This is a genomic window from Sutcliffiella sp. NC1 (assembly GCF_027594365.1).
GTDB classification, from domain to species: Bacteria; Bacillota; Bacilli; order Bacillales; family Bacillaceae_I; genus Sutcliffiella; species Sutcliffiella cohnii.
The window spans coordinates 4,505,096-4,526,020 of the sequence record NZ_CP115153.1; the positions used below are offsets into that span (position 1 = coordinate 4,505,096).

The 20,925-nt window shown below is 32.1% G+C and carries 19 protein-coding genes; 7 read left to right on the plus strand and 12 right to left on the minus strand.

Translation table 11 applies throughout. The features are described 5' to 3' along the window. Positions 1-243: 243 nt before the first annotated feature. From O1A01_RS23150 to O1A01_RS23170, 5 genes are all read left to right on the plus strand, one after another. The gene (locus O1A01_RS23150; RefSeq protein ID WP_443081817.1) at positions 244-1,083 is read left to right on the plus strand and encodes an ornithine cyclodeaminase family protein; all 840 of its coding nucleotides are present in this window, start codon (positions 244-246) and stop codon (positions 1,081-1,083) included. 125 nt (positions 1,084-1,208) lie between these two features. Continuing rightward, positions 1,209-2,609, plus strand: a complete 1,401-nt coding sequence (locus O1A01_RS23155; protein WP_270065131.1) for a sodium/glutamate symporter — start codon at positions 1,209-1,211, stop codon at positions 2,607-2,609. Between the two features lie 603 nt (positions 2,610-3,212). Continuing rightward, entirely contained in the window at positions 3,213-3,731 is a 519-nt protein-coding gene (locus O1A01_RS23160) for a competence protein ComK (RefSeq protein WP_270065132.1), read from the plus strand. 156 nt (positions 3,732-3,887) lie between these two features. Continuing rightward, positions 3,888-4,151, plus strand: a complete 264-nt coding sequence (locus O1A01_RS23165) for a helix-turn-helix domain-containing protein (protein ID WP_066415079.1) — start codon at positions 3,888-3,890, stop codon at positions 4,149-4,151. Between the two features lie 218 nt (positions 4,152-4,369). After that, the gene (locus O1A01_RS23170) at positions 4,370-4,882 is read left to right on the plus strand and encodes a hypothetical protein (protein WP_066415085.1); all 513 of its coding nucleotides are present in this window, start codon (positions 4,370-4,372) and stop codon (positions 4,880-4,882) included. 245 nt (positions 4,883-5,127) lie between these two features. Here the strand turns inward: O1A01_RS23170 and O1A01_RS23175 are convergent, their stop codons facing one another. From O1A01_RS23175 to O1A01_RS23230, 12 genes are all read right to left on the minus strand, one after another. Beyond that, positions 5,128-6,027, minus strand: coding sequence for a helix-turn-helix domain-containing protein (locus O1A01_RS23175; RefSeq protein WP_270065133.1), 900 nt, complete (start codon positions 6,025-6,027; stop codon positions 5,128-5,130). A gap of 589 nt (positions 6,028-6,616) precedes the next feature. Continuing rightward, entirely contained in the window at positions 6,617-7,081 is a 465-nt protein-coding gene (locus O1A01_RS23180; RefSeq protein WP_066415171.1) for an NUDIX domain-containing protein, read from the minus strand. A 93-nt stretch (positions 7,082-7,174) separates the two neighbouring features. After that, positions 7,175-8,473, minus strand: coding sequence for a phosphoenolpyruvate--protein phosphotransferase (ptsP, locus tag O1A01_RS23185; protein WP_157729296.1), 1,299 nt, complete (start codon positions 8,471-8,473; stop codon positions 7,175-7,177). Between the two features lie 46 nt (positions 8,474-8,519). After that, entirely contained in the window at positions 8,520-9,665 is a 1,146-nt protein-coding gene (locus O1A01_RS23190) for a glycosyltransferase (RefSeq protein WP_270065134.1), read from the minus strand. A 10-nt stretch (positions 9,666-9,675) separates the two neighbouring features. Beyond that, on the minus strand, positions 9,676-10,380 hold the full coding sequence (locus tag O1A01_RS23195) for an alpha/beta hydrolase (protein ID WP_066415093.1): 705 nt from the start codon (positions 10,378-10,380) through the stop codon (positions 9,676-9,678). Between the two features lie 12 nt (positions 10,381-10,392). Continuing rightward, the gene (locus O1A01_RS23200; RefSeq protein ID WP_066415095.1) at positions 10,393-12,105 is read right to left on the minus strand and encodes a (d)CMP kinase; all 1,713 of its coding nucleotides are present in this window, start codon (positions 12,103-12,105) and stop codon (positions 10,393-10,395) included. Continuing rightward, complete coding sequence (tmk, locus tag O1A01_RS23205) at positions 12,089-12,724, minus strand: dTMP kinase (protein ID WP_066415097.1); 636 nt, start codon at positions 12,722-12,724, stop codon at positions 12,089-12,091. The genes O1A01_RS23200 and tmk overlap by 17 nt, the downstream gene beginning before the upstream one ends. After that, a complete protein-coding gene (locus tag O1A01_RS23210; protein WP_066415099.1) occupies positions 12,700-13,365 on the minus strand; it encodes a hypothetical protein in 666 nt (221 codons plus the stop codon). Before O1A01_RS23210 ends, tmk begins: the two co-directional genes overlap by 25 nt. A 95-nt stretch (positions 13,366-13,460) precedes the next feature. Beyond that, positions 13,461-14,534 carry a radical SAM family protein gene (locus O1A01_RS23215; RefSeq protein ID WP_066415102.1) on the minus strand — a complete coding sequence of 358 codons (1,074 nt, stop codon included), beginning with the start codon at positions 14,532-14,534 and terminating at the stop codon, positions 13,461-13,463. Positions 14,535-14,642: 108 nt separating this feature from the next. Then, positions 14,643-15,881, minus strand: coding sequence for an MFS transporter (locus O1A01_RS23220; RefSeq protein ID WP_066415105.1), 1,239 nt, complete (start codon positions 15,879-15,881; stop codon positions 14,643-14,645). Next, a complete protein-coding gene (locus O1A01_RS23225; RefSeq protein ID WP_066415108.1) occupies positions 15,838-17,046 on the minus strand; it encodes a nucleotidyltransferase family protein in 1,209 nt (402 codons plus the stop codon). The genes O1A01_RS23220 and O1A01_RS23225 overlap by 44 nt, the downstream gene beginning before the upstream one ends. 10 nt (positions 17,047-17,056) lie before the next feature. Beyond that, complete coding sequence (locus tag O1A01_RS23230) at positions 17,057-17,986, minus strand: GNAT family N-acetyltransferase (protein ID WP_066415111.1); 930 nt, start codon at positions 17,984-17,986, stop codon at positions 17,057-17,059. 462 nt (positions 17,987-18,448) lie between these two features. Here O1A01_RS23230 and O1A01_RS23235 point away from each other — a divergent pair, with 462 nt between their 5' ends. Both O1A01_RS23235 and O1A01_RS23240 read left to right on the plus strand, forming a co-directional pair. Beyond that, positions 18,449-19,033, plus strand: coding sequence for a diguanylate cyclase domain-containing protein (locus O1A01_RS23235; RefSeq protein ID WP_066415114.1), 585 nt, complete (start codon positions 18,449-18,451; stop codon positions 19,031-19,033). A gap of 967 nt (positions 19,034-20,000) precedes the next feature. Then, positions 20,001-20,687 carry a hypothetical protein gene (locus O1A01_RS23240; protein ID WP_066415117.1) on the plus strand — a complete coding sequence of 229 codons (687 nt, stop codon included), beginning with the start codon at positions 20,001-20,003 and terminating at the stop codon, positions 20,685-20,687. Positions 20,688-20,925 lie beyond the last annotated feature (238 nt).

Sequence of the window (20,925 nt, forward strand, 5' to 3'; positions counted from 1 at the left end):
TTTATACTGAATTATATAGCAATTCAGACAAAGGGGGAAGCAGTTTTGAGTTCAAGTCTTGAAATTTTATTTTTAAGTCAACAAGACATTATTGATTGTGGTGGAGAAGATATTGGTTTAGCGGTTAATACAATGGAAAAAGTATTTGCTCTACATCATGAAGGGGATTATGTTCTTCCTAATAAAAGTGTTCTAAGATGGGGAGATCTTGATAGTGAGAGTACTATTGGAAGAATAAATTCTATGCCAGCTTATATTGGTGGGGACTTTAAAGCTGTAGGAATTAAGTGGATTGCTAGTTCTCCAAAAAATCCACAAGTTTACGGATTACCTAGAGCAAATGGCCTTACTGTTTTAAATGATCCAGATACATTAATTCCTATTTCAGTAATGGATGGAACATTATTAAGTGCAATGAGAACTGGAGCAAACTCTGGTGTTGCTGCTAAGTACTTAGCTAAAAAAGATTCAAAAACAATCGGTCTAATTGGCGCAGGAGTACAAAATAGAACACAACTTCTTGCATTATTAGAAGTAATGGAAAATATTCAAACTATTAAAGTTTGTGATTTAGATGCAGAAAGAGCAAATAAGTTCGCTAAAGAAATGAGTGAAATGACAGGACACCTCATTCAAGTTGTTCCGAATGCGGAAGAAGCAGTTAGAGGTTCTGACATTTTCGTCACAGCGACGGTTACGAAAAAGCCAATAGTAAAAAGGGAATGGATTGAAAAAGGTTCATTATACTTACACGTTGGTAGCCATGAGTGTGAATTCGATGTAATTGAAGAAGCAGATAAAGTTGTAGTAGACGATTGGGAAGAACTAAAACACCGTGGTGTAGAAACAATCTCCATCATGTATGCACAAGGAATCTATGACGGATCCAAAATACACGCAAACCTTGGGGAACTAGTAAGTGGGAAAAAAGCTGGTAGAGAAAATGACAACGAAATTATTTATTTTAATAGCGTTGGCCTAGGTATTCAAGATGTTGCCTTATCATCTATAATATATAAAAATGCGTTAGAAAAAGGAATAGGAACAAAACTTTCACTATGTGATGTTCCAGCCTTTGTTTAAAATATACAAAAGTCCATAAATAATCAATATATCAGGTAAGCTGTATTATATACAGCTTACTTTTATAAAAACAAATGCACACATATTTTGTAAGCGATTCCACAATATAACTAGGGAGGGTTTCGATGTTACCAAATGAGGTAATTTCATCCGGCACGTTAAATGCACTTCTATTTTATTTTGGTGTTTTAGGTCTTTTATTAATTATTGGTGTTTTTCTACGTTTAAAAGTTGGAATTTTTAGAAAATATTTTATACCTGCATCATTAATTGCCGGCTTTGTTGGATTAGTTTTTGGGCCATATGGTGTAAAAGTTTTTTCTGAGGAAATGGTAGGTACATGGGGTTCTATCGCTGGAATTTTAATTACTATCGTTTTTGCCCCTATGCTAATAGGAATGAAATCAAATAAAAGCGAAAAAGGGAAAACTTCTAAACTTGTAGCTAGACATTTAATTTATAGTTACACAGGTAGCTTACTACAAATAGCCATCCCACTTTTACTAGTAGCTGTTTTATTAGCTCCACTATTTGGCTTAAATCCATTATTCGGTACAATTGTTGAGGTAGGTTGGGCTGGTGGCCACGGTACTGCCGCTGGTATGACAGAAGCCTATGTAAACCTTGGTTGGGAAGATGGAGCTTCATTAGGTGTTACGAGTGCCACTATCGGGATCGTACTCGGTATTCTCTCTGGTATTATCATGATTAATCATGGAGTGAAAAAAGGCTACACATCCGTATTAAAAAATAGAGACCAAATTACCTCCACTAAAGAAGATGATATGATTCCATCCGGAAAGCAAAAATCAAGTTCTGTTGGTACAGTCAACTCAGATATGGTAGAAGGATTCGCTTTCCACATGGGACTCATCGCCATTGCTGTGCTAATCGGTTGGTTTATGCAAAAATTCATTGCAGATTATATTAGTGGAGTACCGTTATTCCCTCTAGCTATGATCGGTGGTTTAATTGTAAATGCAGTAATTTCAAGAACGAAATACTTTGACATGATTGATGTCAATACGTTCAAAAGAATTCAAGGTATTGCCCTAGATTTCTTAATTATCGGAGCAGTAGCTTCTATTAAAGTTCCAATAGTTATGGAGTACTGGTTACCACTACTAATTATCATCGCGGCTACAATGGCATTTATGTTATGGTATTTCTACTTCTTAGGAAAGCGTATCTTTAATGAAGACTGGTTCGAAAATGCGATTGTGCATTATGGATCTTATACTGGAGTAGCAGCTGTTGGTCTAATGTTACTAAGAACAGCAGACCCAGAAATGAAGACAGATGCAGGGAAAGCTTATGCGTTAAGGTCCCCATTCTATAGTCCGTTCTTAGGTGGAGGACTTTTAACAGCTTTAGTACCAGTACTTGTAATTGAGTATAGCGCTGGATTAGTCGGCCTAGGAGCGCTAGCAATTTTAATCGTACTTCTACTCGTTGCAAAAGTATTAGGTTTGTTCAGTTTACAAAGCAAGACAATGGATAAAGGAAGTACGAAAGTCGGAGCGTAGGTAATAATAAATTTAATAACTTCATAATTGTATAGACAAGACTCCAATAGAAGGTTATTCTATTGGAGTTTTTGATTCGACGGGTTTCTATGAGAAGAAATTTAGATGATTACCATCAATTAGCATTGCGTAATTTAATATCTTGTTTGAACCTTTAGTTATACTAAGTCAACTAAAATAAAAGTGGTTGGAATAGAGTTCGTACAACGCTCTTTACCTTGCAGCAACGCTGCAAGGTTATTACTAATTTCCAAAAAATGTGTGGACGAGGGACCTGTCCCTCCGTCCACAATTTACAATATTTCTCAGAAGGTGGCGAGGTCGACGTTTTATTTGTTTCTTTTTGTTTAGATAATATTGGAAAAGGGGTCTTTTTACTTAGATAGGGTGGTAACTTTTGGAGTAGGTTCATATTCTTGAAGGGTAGAATTTCTACATATTTTATTGTGAATTTGAAGACGGTAATGAAGGCGAATATGTTTTCATCCCCTCTTTGACATTTGCACTAACATCAAGAAAACATATTTCTTCTATTAATATTATCTAACTTAACTCCGTCTTCTTTTCTATAAATAATTATCTTTATAAGGGGGACTTGTTAGAATGGATATGATGGAAGAGTATCTTATTACTTCCGCTACTGTTGGTCTTTTTCCTAACTTCCATCCGTGGTTGCAAACTAAAACGTTAGATTGGGATGGGGAGTTTTACATCGAGGATAAGCCGTTGGATGCGATTAGTAACAGCTGCTTACATTACGGGGCATCTTACGAAGGAAGAAAGAAATCAATCGTACATAGAACAAATTTTAAGCAAAAGACACCGATGATAATATCGGAGGCGCAAGGAATGATCATGATTCCAACGCATTCTCCGGATCATATGTATTGCGCTTGGTTGATGTATCACCATATACATAAGGTTATTCCGAATGGTACAGGCTGTACTATTCTATTTCATAACAATGTAAAAGTAGATTTAACTATATCAGCAGCCGTCATGCGACAACAAATGCAAAAAGCTGCTGTCATTTATAACCTTTTCTGTACAGACCAGAAAATTAACTTTAGTTTTATGATGGATCCGAAAAAGAGAAAGAAAAGGAAGAAGGAAGAAAAGTAAGCCTGGTTAAGAGCCAGGCTTGTTTCTATTTGGGAAAATTAAATCCACAATTGGCTGCCACGAAAAAAGTTTTAATTTATTCACAAAAGGTGACGAGCTCGACGTGTGATTACTCCTAGCCCCTTTAGATAATGTTCCTAAAAGGAGTGTTTTTCTTTGACTAAAAGAGAAAACCTCGATGGGAAAATATTAGGGGAACTTATATATAAGTGGAGAAAAGAGCAGAATATCACGCAAAGGAAAGTTGCTGAAGATACTGGAATTGATGAAAAAACAGTATCTAGATTAGAACGCGGCATACAAATACCAGAAACGATGACTCTATATAAATTCTGCATTGAAGCAAAAATGGACATTACACAACTTTTCCATGACTATCAAAAAGAAGAAGAAAAGCAAAACCAAAATGAAGACGAATAGCAACATTAACCCCGGGACACCCTAGTGTAACCTTGTCGGACAAGCCTATACATATTAAAGAAGATGATAACAACTGATTCTATGTTATCATCTTCTTTCTATTTGCGAGCCAAACGCGAAAGATCCTTCCTCCCCTTTCTCCCTATAATTTAATATCATAAAAATTCCAGTAGCCGAATACATTATTACGTATTTAATAGGAAGAAAGGAGCAAAGCCATGATTAATAGCTATACAAGGTTTACCGCAACGTTGCTCGTGTTGAATGTGGTAACAATTTTAATAGCTGGGTTGTTTATATTAAGGCATTTTCCACCTATTCATACGATCAATGCAATACTTGCTGGAGGTTTTGCGATTGTTCTATTGTGTGTGAGGTGGAAATGGGTGCCGGTTTTTGCAATCATTTATGGTCTTATATTTTCTGTTCTTACTATCCCTTCCCTAGTAATCTCCATGTTTCGAAGTGTGGATCCGGAATATAACGCAATGTTGGAAGCAAGTAATCCTTTTATTGGTATTAGTTTTCTTACAGCTATTTTTGTTTTAGCCATTTTAACGTTTTCAATTTTATCGCTGAAAGCAAACATCCAACAAACGAATGAACCCTTCTCTTTCTTTCCTTTAGTGAAAGGGGCACTTTTTCCAATACCTATTCAACTCCCCATCGTGATTACTCTTCAAAACTTTCCCAGATCGCACAAAAGTTCAAAGAAAATAATAATTAGCTAGAAGTTAAATTAAACTATAAACTCTTTTTATTAGAATCTTTCAACCATCCCTAAAAAACTTTTAACCTATATTAAAAAACTTTTCACTACAAGTATTTCCAGCTCATTTGAGTTTTTTTCTAAAGTAAAAATTATGTATATTTTTGATTTTGACTTTTTCAGAGATATTTCTAGGTGATTACTATCTTTTCATTACCTTGCTTATCTTACTACCCCTAACAAAAATAGGAATTTACGGATTTCCGTCTATTTTGATTCTGCTAAATTAGATAATTCTTTAATCTTTTTACTAATAAACTCCGTATTTTTCAAATTATTTTGTAAATTAAAAATATGAACTGCTTGTTTGTATTGCTTTATCGCTTGATGAACCTCGTTTTGAAGTTCATAATTGTAACCGATATGATAAACAAACTCTCCATATAAATACAGAAATTCTCCTTTGATACATTGGTCTAACCCATTTTTACAAACTGTAATTGAATGATCATATTCACCTAAATGAGTTAAGACTTTACTAAAATTATACAGAACTCTAATGTATATTGTTAGGTCCTTTAATAACTCACGTTTCTCTAGTTCTTCAATACAAGTCAGGTAGATTTCATACGCCTTTTTATGCTCCTTTAATTCTGCATAAATGACCCCCATTGTATTTAAAATACTTAACTCTTGCTCAGAAAATAACTCTACCTTTTTTATTTTCTCCCTAATTTCTAATGCTCTTTTTATTGTTTCAATCGCTTTATCCGGATTGCCGTCAGCATAATAATACGCCATACCTTTATGCCACAACAAAAATTGTCTCCATTCCAAAGAATCGTCACTTTTGAAATCGTTTTCTTCCTTCAAGACTATATTCTTAACCTCTGCATAGTCTTTTCTTCTCACCGCTTCTCGAAGCGAAGATTGAATTTTTTTCATATAAGAAACATCTTGTATATTAGCAAAAAGAAAAAAATGTTCCATATCAACATTTAGACGTTGCGAGAGTTGATAGAGTATATTTGCAGATGGATATGTTTCACCCTTTTCAATTTTGCTAAGCATTGATTGATTACATATATCTTTGCTTACTTCTTCTTGAGTTAAACCTAAATGAAGTCGTAAACGACGAATCTCTTTCCCTACTAAATTACCACTCATCTCTTCTCCAAACCCCCCAACCCAGTTCAATATTCCTATATTCATAAGACAAAACGACATACTTAGAGTAAAATAGACTTAAAGTATTAAAAAATTCAGGGAATTAATAGTTCCAATATTCCCCTATTTATATTATGCAGAAAGGAGTGAGGATTGTGAAGGGGTTTTTTAAGATGACAATGTGTTTAACATTATTCTGTTCTATACTTGGATTTACCACCAGTACTTTAGCGGATAATAATGTACCTATCGTACCAACTGAACTACCTTACGAAAATTAATAAAAGAGTAATAGAAATGTATTTAGCAACTGGAGATTAAGCCATTTTTATTCAATTTCTTGAGTTGTGGTTTACCCAAACCTACAATTAAAAATGAGGTGGGCAACCTACACATGCCCACCTCTCTTTAAAGAGCTTATCCATAAAATGATAATAATAAAATAACTTCAATTTATGAGTTTCAATTTTTATGATCGTACTTCTACTATTAGATTTATGATGTGACCAAAAATAAATAATTTCGTTATTGTTTTGCCTTAGAGTGAGGTCCAACCATAGATTCCTGCGAAAATCATTTCAACTACCTTTTATTCTACTCGTAATTTTCCGTCCAGTATATTTCTTAAAAAAAACTCTTTTGTGTCAGGGTGCGTTAATAGGTCCATAACATTATTTTTGTTTATAAATACAATTTCATCAATCTCGTCATCTTTTTGTTTTAATGTTTCTAATTCACCGAAATATTCTACTAAGAACATTGTAGTTTCTTGCTTATTAAAACCTATCTTCTTTCGAATTTCAATAGGGAAAGAAAAGGTTATTTTTTCATGAAATTGTTTTATAATAGTATAGTCTTTAGAACCTGTTTCTTCATCTAATTCTCTTATAATCGAATCTTGTAGACCATTATCTTCCTCTTTAACTCCACCTTTAATAAAGTCCCACTCTCCTTTAATATTTTCCTTACCCTCTTTAGTATTTATTTTAGTCTTATGAACCAATAAAAATTTTTCTCCTTTATAAACAATGGCACCTACCGCATTTCTAATTATTTTCAACACCTCACAACACCATATTTTCTAGCCCTAGAAGCAAAATTTATCTATTAATAAAAGCACGACCTATAGGTACGTGCTTTTAGGTACTTAAACTATACTTTCATAGCATACTTTTCTGTTTTCTAGAAAATTGATAGCATCTTCTAAGTTTGAGTACCCGTAGAGGACATCTAGGTTTTTTTTACATTCATTATAAGATAAACCTTTTATCTCATTTTTGATAATCGGAACAGAATGAGAATTCATACTTAGCCTGTCAATACCTAAACCAACCAGATACGAAAGAGCAATTGGGTTCGATGCCAGTTCTCCACATACACTAACCGGTTTATTATAAAGTTGTGCAGCATCGACTGTCATTTTAATTAGTTTTAATAAAGCAGGGTGTAATTCACTATATAAAGATTTAACATGTATGTTTTGACGGTCCACAGCTAACGTGTATTGTGTTAAGTCATTTGTTCCAATACTGAAAAAATCCGCGACTTCCGCTAGATGCTCGGCTATTAAGCAACTACTAGGAATTTCTATCATAATCCCGACATCTACCATTTTAAATGGGGTAGCTTTTGAAATTAATTCCTGCCTAACCTCCTCTATTAATTTTTTTGCATATAGAAATTGCTCTATGTGTGAAATCATAGGTATCATAATTGATACTTCTCCAAATATAGCAGCTCGCAATATTCCCTTTACTTGATCTTTAAAAAGCTTTCTTCCCATATCATTACTAATAATTCTGCTAGCTCGATAACCTAAAGAGGGATTTTCCTCTATTGGATGATTAAAGAATTTTGTAGGCTTATCTCCACCAATATCAAAAGTCCGAATAACTACTGGCTTTTTAACGTTTTTCAAAACATCAAAATATGTATTGAAATGATCTTCTTCACTAGGCGGCATTAACCTATTCATGAATAAAAGTTCTGTTCTAAAAACCCCTATTCCATCTGCAATACCATCTAAATTTACTACATCAGTTAAACTACCAACATTCGCCATCACCTGAATCTCTTTACCGTCACGTGTTTTCTGAACGGACTTAACGCTTTCTTTCATTTCCTTTTGGTTTCTTCGGTATTCATTAAGCCTGTCATTTGCATCTTTTTGTTCAACTTCATCCGGTTCCACTTTACAAAAACCAGTAAGGCCGTCTAATATTACAAGTTTATTTAACATCTTTTCAACATTAGTTGTCATCAAGACAGGAATCCCTAAATTTTTTGCAACTATTACCGCGTGTGAGGTTGGACAAGCATCTCTTATTAAAATACCAACTACACTTTCTAGTGGTAAATTTATAGTATCATTGGGGGTTAAATCATCTACTGCCAAAATTAAACTTCTTTTATCATCGATATTTCTTTTTACATATTCAAGGTTCACTGTGAAACCCACAGCAATACCGTCCACGAGGACATTACAAAAATAATTAATAATTAAGCACCTCCTTCATTTTACTTTCACATATAGCAATGTATGATTCTAAACCACTATATTCCATATATGTTTCATAATAAAACGATTTATAAGGGTCACATTCCAGGATTCCAAAAATATCTTTATAGAGGAAAGATTTGTTCCGTTCAATCACCTTACTAAAATACTCATATGCTGATAAATAATCTTTTTGGTAAAACCTCACAATACCTTTATTTAATAAAGAATGAATTAGGGCAGGATTCGATTCAAAGGCCTTGCCAAAATACTCTTCTGCCTCCGCCAAATTCCCCAGAGTCATATACATAACACCAATCATATTTAGAACACCTGCATCATTTGGTCGTAATTCTAATGCCTTTTTATATGTATCAAGTGCTTCCAAATTTTTATTTACGGAACGAAGCACGTGTCCATGAAACATATGTAAAGTGGAAGAATTGGGATTAATGTTTAATGCATGAGTTGTCTTGTTAATTGCATAATCAAAATCACCTAATGTGCGGGATATAAGTCCAATATATCCATGTAGAACAGGGTCATTCGGTGTTTCTTCTAATTGCTCTTTCATCAACTGTATATACTTTTTACTTTTTGCATCTCTATCTTCTCTTGACCGAGTATGACCGATATGGTTTAGTACGATGTCAGAGTCTTCTATTAAATAACCTGATTGAATAATAGAGGTATCAATAGATTCATTTACTTTCTTAGCGTATTTATATTCTGGATTATTCCTAAATAACTTTAGTACTTTATTAGAATACCAACCTCCGGAAGCAAAAAAGTTATATCTATAAAACCGAATCCCCCCCACATCGCTTGAAACTTTATTAATAGCTTCCTTTATTTTGGGAATTTCCGTTTCATCAAAAAATTCATCCGCATCAAGGAATAGTACCCAATCCGTTTGCACGTACTTTAGCACTTCATTGCGCATAGCACTAAAGTCCCCATTAAAAACCTTATATTTTACTTGGTCTGTGTATTCCGTTGCAATCTCGATAGTTTTATCTGTAGAGCCAGTATCTAATATGATAATTTCATTAACAGTTGCTTGGACACTTTCTATGCATTTTCTTAAAAAAGTCTCCTCATTTTTTACCATTAAACAAAGTGAAATTGTTTGGGTTTGCATTTTCATCCTCCTACTTTACTTCTTTTATAAACTTCGATATATCTCTTGATAGCTGTTGCCTTACTTCATAGTTGCCAAACAGATGGTCCATTTCTTTATAACCTTTTATTTTTATAAAAGTACTAACTTCATCTGCAGCTTTCTGCACTTTATAGTCTTTGTTCCCAAAATAAAGGATACAATTAATACCTGATTCTTTAATCAATTTCCTTATAAAGATTTTAGATCTTTCTTCAGAAAACTTATCGTTTAGGTGGAATTCTCCACTTCTTATGGATAATTGTCCGGAGAACTTAAGGTTTTCAGCCAAATCACTACTTATAATTATATTTCCAGGACTCCTATGTTTCACTGCAACAACGCTAGAAACAATAGCCCCTATACTTAAACCTAAAAAAAATATCTCCTTTTCTGGATATAGCTGCATAATATACTTCATTACTAGTTCCGTATCCTCTATCATTTGACTAAATGTAGTACTAAAGAAGTTTCCGCTAGAATCACCCGCACCCCTAAAGTCAAACCTGACAGTTAGAATATTATCCACCACTAAATTATTTGCTAGTATAGTCTGGAGTTTTTGTGGCCCAGTTTTATTTCCCGTTAAACCGTGACAAATAATTAGTATAGCTTCTACTTTTTCAGGAATTGTTAATATAGAAGCAATCCATTCATTTTTATTTCTATGTGGGATGATTACTTCTTGTTGAAACATGCAACTCCTCCATTACCACTGGATATTGATTTTGTTCTTTATTGATTCTAATATCGTTTCCTTATTTTCCTCCCACTGATTAACCGTAAATACTATGAATGGAATAATGTTATTCAAAAACTGGGAATATATTAATATAGTATTCAAATGATGACTAGGCACTACCAAAATAACTAATTCCACTTCCTCCTTTATTAAAAGGAACTTCTTTTGTATATAGTTGAAAAAATTATCATTGGCATCATTTTGAATATTCAGTATTTTTACTTCGCCATATTCTTCTCGTGGATTAAACTCCTCATAAATCTCCATATAATTCGCTTTAATATTGGGATCGAAAACAGAAGAAAACATTTCAAATTTTTTAGCATCTTCACCCCTATGTAACTGTAAAAAATGTTCTAAATTAAGCTTCCACTGATTAAATTTTTTGTCATTCATATTTCTATCATGATATAGATGATAGCCTATAGACCTATTAGAAAATAACCACCTAACATTGTTATTATGGAGGCGATAACCCCATTCAATATCTTCCATTCCCCAACCTTTAAAATCTTCATTAAAAGTAGTACTCTTTGCTAGAAAAGAGGGCAAAGACACTATACACGTATAGCATAAACTCCATGGGTGCATTAGATAATTAATATCTTGTGAATACTTACTTATTAAGACTTCTCTACTTTCCATTTTTATTTTATTTTTCGGAATATAATCAATATGCTCAGGTAAATGCCTTCTCGCACCTAAAACAACCGTTCTACTAGATTTGTTATGATAGTCAATGTGAGTTAAGATAAAATCTTCTTGAACTAATATATCACTATCTAAAAAAATTATAACTTCTCCTCTTGCTATAGCTACCCCTTTATTCCTTGCACTTCCAGGGCCTCTTTTTCCATTGTTCTGAATGTAGCGTACACCTGGGAAGGTTGCTACCACTTCACGAGTATCGTCTGTAGATTGGTCGTCTACTACGATAATCTCATACTTTACACTCGAAATATTTTGTTTTTCCAAGTAATGCAAACACTCTTTTAAATGATTTGATCTATTGTATGCTGGAATAATGACGGAAGCCAAAATTCTTTCTCTTTTTTCTATACATTCAATCTTGTCCATAACCATTTTTACATTTTCCTCTAAACTTGTGTTAGTTGTATCTATATAAAACATATCTTCCGTAACTTGCAAGGAACCAACACTTCGTTTTTGATCATTTTCATCTCTTTTTTTATTGTAATAAAGGAATTCCTCTATATCTTTAATTTTATTTGTCCTTTCCAATTCCCGACGATTTCTATTAAACCGTTCATCTCTTTTTGCATCTAAAATTATATTAAGTATTGCATTTGGGAAAAAGCCATGTGTATTTCTTCCTTCTATTACTGCAGATTCTGAACCCAAGTGCTTTTTAATTATAGAATAAGCTATTTCTTCATATCTTTTCTGTGCCCCAACACTTGATACTATCTTTTCTATTGCTAAGTTCCCTTGAATTTCCCTAGTTATATTTTTTCCATCAAACATTATAGTTGGGTAAGAGTTATAATTATTTGTATAAGATACACTAAGCTTATTCTCTGAATTGTCATTTATGAGACACCAAGCGATAGCACGGAATATAAAGCCTAAACTTATATGCTTTATTCCTAAACTATTGGCTAATTCATTTGCAAAAGCACTCTTTCCCGCTCCTGATGTTCCATCAACTGTAATGATCAATTAGATTCACCTCAAACAATTTGATAATATTTTCTCGCACTTTTAACTTAACGTTTTCTATATTCATTGAAGAATCGATTTTAACAACCTTTTTATCTTTTAACATTTCTTCTAGGTTGCTTTTAATTTTGCTTAGTAATATTATGTTTCTATCCAACGAATCCTTATTAGACCTAGATGCAACTCTACTAATTGATGTTTGAACATCATTTGCTAAATAAATTATTAAGTCCGGTTCTATTGCATTTTCAATAGACTCATAAAGTCCTGTATTTACTCCAAACGTCTTTTGATTAGCAATATGAGAATATAAATACCTATCACACACGACATTTATTCCCTCGCTAATTGATGGTTGTATCATTGTTTTATAACGAAATAGAAAGTTAATAAAAAGGAAATCTCCAATAGCCTGCTCAATTTTACCGAAGTCTGCATCTACCTTCTCCCTTATAAAGTTAAATACTTCACCAGCATTATCCCCAGCTGTAATGGAGTGTATTTTATTACAAGGAAACCCTAATTCTTCTATAAGTTTGTTAATATAATTCACAATCGTTGTCTTGCCTGTTCCATCAATACCGCAAACGACAATTAATCTCCCTTTTTCCTTTTCCACTCCATTAACACCTCACTAATTTTCTGACTTACAATTTCCCTTTCTACCTCTTTCCTTAATAACGGATCTACATTTGGAAAAGAAATTGAATTCCTATAAAACAAAGTACTATCTTTTTTCTCATCACCTAAACTGAATAAATAGTCAACATAACACTTTTTAGTTAGTTTACTTTCTAATTGTTGAAACAATGATAGTGGTAAATGTAGTCCTCCAATCGAGCTTGTCTCAACTGCCAAATTCAACCAAAATTTTTCTTCTTTAGTACTATAAACATCGTTTTGAGGTACTTTAACCCAATCATTATCAATATATCGGTTGATATACGATAGATCATAATCGTTTTTATTACTGTGACCTAGTAGTATTATTTTTCCGTTATAGGTACTTGTAGAAAATAAAACTCTACAAATACCCCTTGCTATTATTAATATATTCGGAAAACTCGAGGTAAGGAAGCGCAACACTAAATCTAATTGATTCACCCATGTTTCTAAGTTCGGAATGCCGTTCTCATCTCCAAGTCCTATTAAATTAAATTGACATGTAGAGTAACCCATTCTATATAACTTTTTTGCTTCAGAAGCAAAAAAATAATTAATGCCTGTACGATCTTCACCTAAACCATGTATAAATAACACAACATCCTTTTTTGCTGATTGTTCGTATAATAATATATGAAATTTCTTAGAATCTAGTGAGAGTTGCTTAATGACTGGTAAAATGAGGCTTCCCCCTAATACCTCTTAGCGAAACAAGGTTTTGTAATACGTACATCAGCATAGCTATTAAGGTTACTTAAATCACGGTCTTTTTTGATTTTCGTCCTTTTGAACTCTTCAAAATTCTGACCATAATTATTTTCTGCCACAAGTTTTAACATATCCCTAGGGTGTGTACCTATTTGCACCCTCATTTTCTTTAAATATTCTATTTGCTTAATGATACAATAGTCACAGTCTAAACAAGTTTCGATATTTTCTGCCCAAGCATACCAACTAGAAGTGCTTTCATATTTTTGAGTACCAGTTTTTATTGTTAATAGATTATAGTTACTAATAATTTCTTTACTATAAATGTTGGCTCTGGTTAACATTCTTAAAAAGTTCAAGTCACCAGTAGAACCACTATTTAAAACGATACTATTATTTACTATTTCAAATTCATATCCAAGTGCCCTAGCTACATCCAAATTTATTGGCTCATTTAAATCATGCATCCAACAAGAGACCCCTTTTATATACGCTGCACAACAACTAGATTTATGGAATGATTTAACTCCTGCCATATCACACATTTCAATTAGCCTTTCTTCAACGGTAGATTCAATCTTCTTATTTTTATAAGGGTCATGTAGTCCACCTAAAACTAAATAGCCGCAATGTTCTTTTGCAACTTGTACGATTTTTTGTAAAGTTTCTTCATCGTCATTTCTACCTTTTATAATAGGGCGTGTAAGGATGACAATATCATTAAAAATCTCTTTTAGTTCCTTAATAAAATTTACTCGATTCTCAAAAGAATATCCCGCCTCATTTAACCCAGTTAGAGAATACATAACAATAACCTGGGGATGGTTTTTAATTTCTTTAAGTTTTTCAATAACCTCTGGATTAAATGGTGCTTTTGTAAAGATAGCAATCGGTGCTTTATGGTTCCATAGTATTTTTAGCTTCTTAATAGTATTATCTACCTGCTCAATAATGAAAGGATCTCCATATGTATCATTGACAGACATAGGTATATGGTCATACCAATCATTAATCCTTTCTAGTACTTTATTTTCTTCTTCCACAATTTGTAATGACATAATTAAAACCTCCTAATCAATTTATAAATAATTTTATAGAATTAGAATTTATAAGTAAAATTAATATCGGAATATTTAGACATTTTTTGCGATATTAACAACATTTAATTATTCTAATTTGTATGCTTTGCTATAATACAAATAAAATAGTGTAACAAAAATGATGAATACAGATATTAAAAATAAATAATTTACAGTTATGAGTTCCCCTAACAACCCAGCAATCAAAAATGCTAACGGAGTAGCTAATTTCATAATAGTAGAAGACGTTCCAGCCACTCTACCTAATAAGTGATTGGGAGTAGATTCTTGTCTTAAAGTAGAATAATGAATACCGATAATAGTGCCGCTAAATCCAATCAAGAAAATCCCAACTGCTAAAAACACCCAATACACTGAAGCGAACAATATAAAGTAACCAATAGCTGATAATATCAAACTAAAAGTAATCATATGGCCTCTATAGAACCATTTACGTAATTTCTTAGCTATGGATGCGGCCAACAATCCCCCAACCGCTGCACTAGAAAGAACTATTCCTAAATAAAATTCTGAGATGCCAAAATATTTCAATGCGTAAAAAATAAAAACTGCAATAGTCATTGCAGAAGCAACATTACTTATACAAACTATTAAAGTTAAGGACCACAACATTTTATTTTCAATTAAACAATCCCAACCAGCACTAATTTCCTTAAATAGACCTTCACGCTTCTTTGGAACTTTATCTTCATTTGGAACGTTTAATAAACTTACAGCAATTAAGAGTACTAATAAACCGACTAATGTAATCGTAATCCCATATTGGTAGGTAGTTACAAGTAAAATTAACCCGGCAATTGCTGGACCTATAATACTAATCAATTCCCTCGTAAAACTTAAATAGGAGTTTACTTCTGTTAGTTGATCTTTTTTTACGACTAGTGGCATTATGCTATGATATGCATTTCCAAAAGTGTAGGTAGACGTATAAAGGACAAACCCTATTATATATAACATCCATATACTAATATCCGTAAATAAAATCAACGTTAAGATTGTTCCTATTGACAATGTTTTTATCACAACTGCACTTAACATTACTTTTTTTCTACTATATCGATCTGATAATACCCCTATAAATACAGCAAGTAGAATATTTGGTAAAAACTCTATCGCTCTCATCGAACTCATTGCTAATGTAGATTGAGTTAAATCATAAATCATTAAGGGTAATGAAAGGGTAAAAATATTAAACGTTAAATAGTTCAACGTACTACCAAGCCATAACAATAAAAAATTTTTATTTTTGAGAACATTACTGCTAACTTGCTGTGTTTTTATTGGAGTTGTCGCTATATTTGACATTTGCAAAATCACCTTCTTCAACTAATTTTGTTATTTGATCGAACTCATCATCATATACTATACAAAAACCACTAAGTAGAAATGTACCTATTGGGGTAACCGCTAATTTATGTCCCTTTAGATTTAACCAATTTATTTTACTATGGATAACTGACTCGCTAATCGGAATAAAAGTGATTGGAATTCCTTTTTCAAAGCGCCATTTGATTGAAACAAAATCATCCATCTTTTTCATTAACTTTAACTTCTTATCGTTATCTACATAGTAGTTTCCTATTCTTGTAAAGTAATATAACAACAATGTTGTAGGACTTCTATAGATAAACTTTGGGATGTTATATTTCCATTCCATGTTTTTTTTGTTTATATTTTTGTATTCCTTACCCATCCCTTTATCTAACTTAATAAATTCTGATAATAAATTTTTTAAATGTTTATCATTCATATTATTGAGAAGTTTCTCTATTTTCTTTGGACCTATATATTGATACATATAATAAAAATCGACATGATCTCTCAATATAGAAGGGAGCCTACCAGATGTCTCCGCTAAAAATATTAATAGGTTATTATTATCTGAAGGTACATAATATGAATACTCTTCTAGTTTAAGTAACTGCTTTTGCTCCCATAAGTCATCATCCGTTATCCAAGTTAGTTGACTAATAGTAAAACCACCTATATTTATTTCTAGTAATGTTTCTATATCATGGGTAACCTTTGTAAACTTCACAGTACCTACTAATTTATTATTAAATCGTGTAAATACTGGATAGTGATAAAAGGTATAACCTTGCTTGGTTAATATTGAATAACATTTGAAAAAATCATTTATATCCTTAACCAAAAAGTCATAATCATTACTTTGTCTATTACTCATTTTTGGATAGTACTTCTTCATGGCAAGGCCCTTTAAACAGACATAATCGACATCGGTTTCGTTTAGTTTTAATAGAAACTGTTTTAAGCATTCATTTTTAACGTTATTTTTCTTTTGAATACTAACTCTGCTTCTTTCCTTATGAGAGAAACCCGTCAGCAAAATAATTGGGTCTAATACTCTTTGTTGATAGCAATGTTCTAAAACATCTGGATTAAAATCCGCTTTTTTTTTCGGCGATTCCTTTGTTAAAAAATTAAATAGAAATGAGTTTGATAGTAACAACATTATCCTCCTAATTATTCCATTTGTAATATGTAACGGATCTTTTGTAGTATCCTTTATCATCAAGCATAGACAATAACCGTTGTAGCTTAACGTCATCGTTTTCTTCAACAGTCGCGTTTAGAAAACTAATATCATTTTGTAAACAAATTTGCTCAATTTGATTTAATAAATACGAAGACAACCCATGATTCATAAATGGTTGTTTAATATAAATATCTAGTAAATTTGCTTCACGGTGTACTGGGCCCTCACCCACTTCATCTATCTCAACTGTTGCATGACCACATAACTCTTGTTTATTTAATGCTGATAAGCTGATTCTGTTCTCAGTAATAAGCGGATAGTAACTTGCTTCTACATTTTCTTTTACATTTATTAGATTAACCGGTTTATCAGTTAACAGCTTATAGCCATTTATTAATGCCTTCGTAATAAGATCGATAGTTTCTTCCACTAATAATTCATCTTCATTAGAGATTCTCCTAATTGAATAAGGTTCACTTAAAATAACATTTGATGGCATTGTTCTTTCCGTTATTTTTTTTCTTATTTTAATAGAGTAACGGCTCATATCTAGAAATTCCTTCATTTCAGAAAGCTTTTCTATTAAGTCTTTATCATCTGTATAAATTTCTAAAAATAAAATTTCAATTTCATTAGAAAAAGAAATGGAATGCATTTGTTCCAATGCTTTACTAAGCTCTTGAATTATATTCTTCATTGAATAGTTTCCATTAATAAACACAATTAGATATGCCTCTCTTTGGCCAAAGATGCCATTCTCTCCAAAGTAACAAAAAGCCAATCCATCATTATTTAAAATTGGAATAACCTTGCCGTCTAGTATTTTAGTAAGACCTTGATGGTATATAATTTCATTTCTATAATTATCCAATAAAAAATTATCTATTTGAAAGCTAGATAACGATAGAGTCATTGATAGTCCTCCCTCTTATTTATGTACTACAACAATCTTAGGGAATAAGGATTTTCCAACATTAATCAGAACATAGTGTTGTAAAAGAAAGGCACTACGCAAATAAGGAGAAATATTAGAAAACATTTCTCCTCTTCTTTTACAATTCGCTCAAAATTATCGTCTAGTGATTTTTTTTATTTTTTGAGTTACTCGTACAACGTGTTGTCTTTCTGACATAAATATCCCCTCCTTCACAGAATTCTATATACATACATTGATATATATACATGAATGTATGTATACTTAAATTGTATAACAAAAGATTAATAAATCAACAATATATTTAAAATATTCCGATATTAATATTGAGTATCAGTTGTTACCTGTGTTCTTTGAAGAAATTCATACTATTATACGATCCAATTATTTAATTAGAAAAAAATGATATAATAAGATTATTATTAATATGGAGGCTGTTAAATGAATTCTTACAAAATTTACTCTCGAGTGGAAATTGAAGAAATTGTAAAAGATTATTGCACAAAAACAACACATGATAAGATCTCCATGGTTTTAATAGATATTGATAATAGTAGAAAGTATTTTGGGGAAGTAATTAAGAGTGAAATTATAGATGTTATATTGTTAGCAATAAAAAATATATATAATACTGATATGGCATTTAGAGTTGGACGTGACACCTTTGCATTTGTTATAAAAGAGGGGAATTTATTAAAACTTGCAAAAAAGAAAGATCAATTGCAAATCGAAATATCTAAACGAACCAATTTAAAACTTACATTTTGTATGGGAATAGGGATTGTTAATAACGATATAAAAGTCCTATATGATAAAATAGCAAGCATTTATGATGCTCTTTTTACTTCAAAAAAAGAAGGTAGTAATAATATAGAGATTGCAAATGAGCAGAATATGAAACTAAAGTCATTCTACCTTAGAAAATCCCAGCTTGAGAGATTAGCATTATATTGTAAAAATGAGAAAATGTCGGAAGCTTTGATTATACGAAAATCCCTAGATGAATATCTTGATAGAAATATGTAAATTTTGAATCTAGTGATTTAAAATCTATACATACACACACACACCAAGGCACACTTTCTATGTTTTATTACGAAAAAGATTAACGACCCAGTGTAATGATTATGTTGAGAATCGTAGGAATATCGGGTAGAAAACAGGCACGCATTCATATGAACAACGTTGCCTGTTCCCCCCCTTCATTAAACAAATGCTTTCACTAAATAAAAAGCCTGCTGGCACATCTATTTATGCTGCAGCAGGCTAACGATTTCATTAGAACTATATTTAAAAGCTTCCTTCAAACAATACTGAAAAAACGCCCTTTTGGGCTAGATTACGTGGAGGGTCGCTGCAATCCACTATCACTTCCATTACTAATTCCCAATATATGTGTGAATTCCTGTCCCCTTGTTCCAAGTGATGTTTTTGGAGTTTTTCCGATCGGGGAAGGTAAAATTTTAATCGGTTGTTGAAATTTTGATTAATTACTGAAATGGTATTTCTTATTTCCAGATTTTATGTAAATGAATTTCTTGTCACCCCGTCTTTCATTATAGTCACCCAATCTGGTAAACTAATGACGAAAACCTTCACTCTATTTTATTTTCAGCCTTGGCGGCTACCTCGAACGACTTTTTGCCACCTCGTTCTACACATGCTGAGACACACTCGAATAGACCAATTAGAATCTATATTCTCGTTCTATTTTTGTCTTTATTATACAATTCAATTTCTATTTCTTCTTTTTTAGGAATCTAAACACTAAATACATCAAAGAAAATAATCCAATTACCACGATTAACTGCCATATTCCATCCATTGCATTCATTTAATAAGTACCCCCTTTATCTAAATCTATTTTACGTTAATGAAATATTCACCTCAAGTTATTGCAAATACTAATATCTGAATATTCCTATATTAATACTTAATTATTAAATACATATGGTAATATTTTCATGTACTTAAAAACAAGGAGGGAAAGTAAATGAAGAAATTAACATTTTTATTGTCAATTAGTTTTATGTTTTTATGTGTAATTGTAGGTGGTAATTCTGTTGGTGCTCAAGAATTAACCAAAAAAGAAGTTGATGGTAGTAGCTTAGTAAATGATGAGATTCAAATTGATAAGAATTTAAGTTTAGAAGAGATATTTGATAACTATGAACTTGAAGTATTAGATGAAAGTGAGTTTGCTGAATTATCATCCGAAGTAGGAGTATTAAATTTTGAAAGTAAAGAAGACTTCCATAAATTTTTAATTGAAGCTGAATCTCAACCAGCAGAAATACATGGAGATATTTTTTTAGATGCAAAATATCAATTATTAAAGAATAATGACCAAATTGGAATTGCTGCGGGCTCTAACATGACAAGGACTCATTCATATAGTTCTAGTACTTGGATGGGTGCAACATTAACTTTAACTGGAACTTATAATATCTATTCTTACAATTCATTTAGATCAATTACTGAAGGAAGTGCTTCTACAAGATTCTCAGGTTTTACAGTGGGACTTTCATGGACAGAAACGAATAAAGGTGTAAATATCGCTTCAAACGGGCAATCTGCATATACTTGGGCTGAAGGAACAGTTGGGTATGTAATTTTCATAGAAGGAATTGGAACAGTATACGAGAGACCTACTGATATTTACTTTACTTACCATATATAAAAGAGGCTGAAACGAGACACTGAAAAAGGTGTCTCGTTTTAACAATATATGTTTATGTACATTCCTATAATTCAACTTCTTAATTTTATTGTATATGGTAACTTATAAGTGAATCAGAATGAAAATTTAAAGTTGAGCAACTTCTACTCAAAATATCTAACTATTATTCATTCTGATCAAGAATACAAAGGTTGGAGCGTTAGTATCGGAAATTTCAAGATTATATAGAAAAAACTCC

Coding starts and splice junctions, on each gene's coding strand:
- O1A01_RS23175 (WP_270065133.1), bottom strand. CDS start 6,027: ATGAGTGGTAATTTAGTAGGGAAAGAGATTCGTCGTTTACGACTTCAT.
- O1A01_RS23240 (WP_066415117.1), top strand. CDS start 20,001: ATGAAGAAATTAACATTTTTATTGTCAATTAGTTTTATGTTTTTATGT.
- O1A01_RS23235 (WP_066415114.1), top strand. CDS start 18,449: ATGAATTCTTACAAAATTTACTCTCGAGTGGAAATTGAAGAAATTGTA.
- O1A01_RS23230 (WP_066415111.1), bottom strand. CDS start 17,986: ATGACTCTATCGTTATCTAGCTTTCAAATAGATAATTTTTTATTGGAT.
- O1A01_RS23150 (WP_443081817.1), top strand. CDS start 244: ATGCCAGCTTATATTGGTGGGGACTTTAAAGCTGTAGGAATTAAGTGG.
- O1A01_RS23220 (WP_066415105.1), bottom strand. CDS start 15,881: ATGTCAAATATAGCGACAACTCCAATAAAAACACAGCAAGTTAGCAGT.
- O1A01_RS23160 (WP_270065132.1), top strand. CDS start 3,213: ATGGATATGATGGAAGAGTATCTTATTACTTCCGCTACTGTTGGTCTT.
- O1A01_RS23170 (WP_066415085.1), top strand. CDS start 4,370: ATGATTAATAGCTATACAAGGTTTACCGCAACGTTGCTCGTGTTGAAT.
- O1A01_RS23155 (WP_270065131.1), top strand. CDS start 1,209: ATGTTACCAAATGAGGTAATTTCATCCGGCACGTTAAATGCACTTCTA.
- O1A01_RS23195 (WP_066415093.1), bottom strand. CDS start 10,380: ATGTTTCAACAAGAAGTAATCATCCCACATAGAAATAAAAATGAATGG.
- O1A01_RS23215 (WP_066415102.1), bottom strand. CDS start 14,534: ATGTCATTACAAATTGTGGAAGAAGAAAATAAAGTACTAGAAAGGATT.
- O1A01_RS23190 (WP_270065134.1), bottom strand. CDS start 9,665: ATGCAAACCCAAACAATTTCACTTTGTTTAATGGTAAAAAATGAGGAG.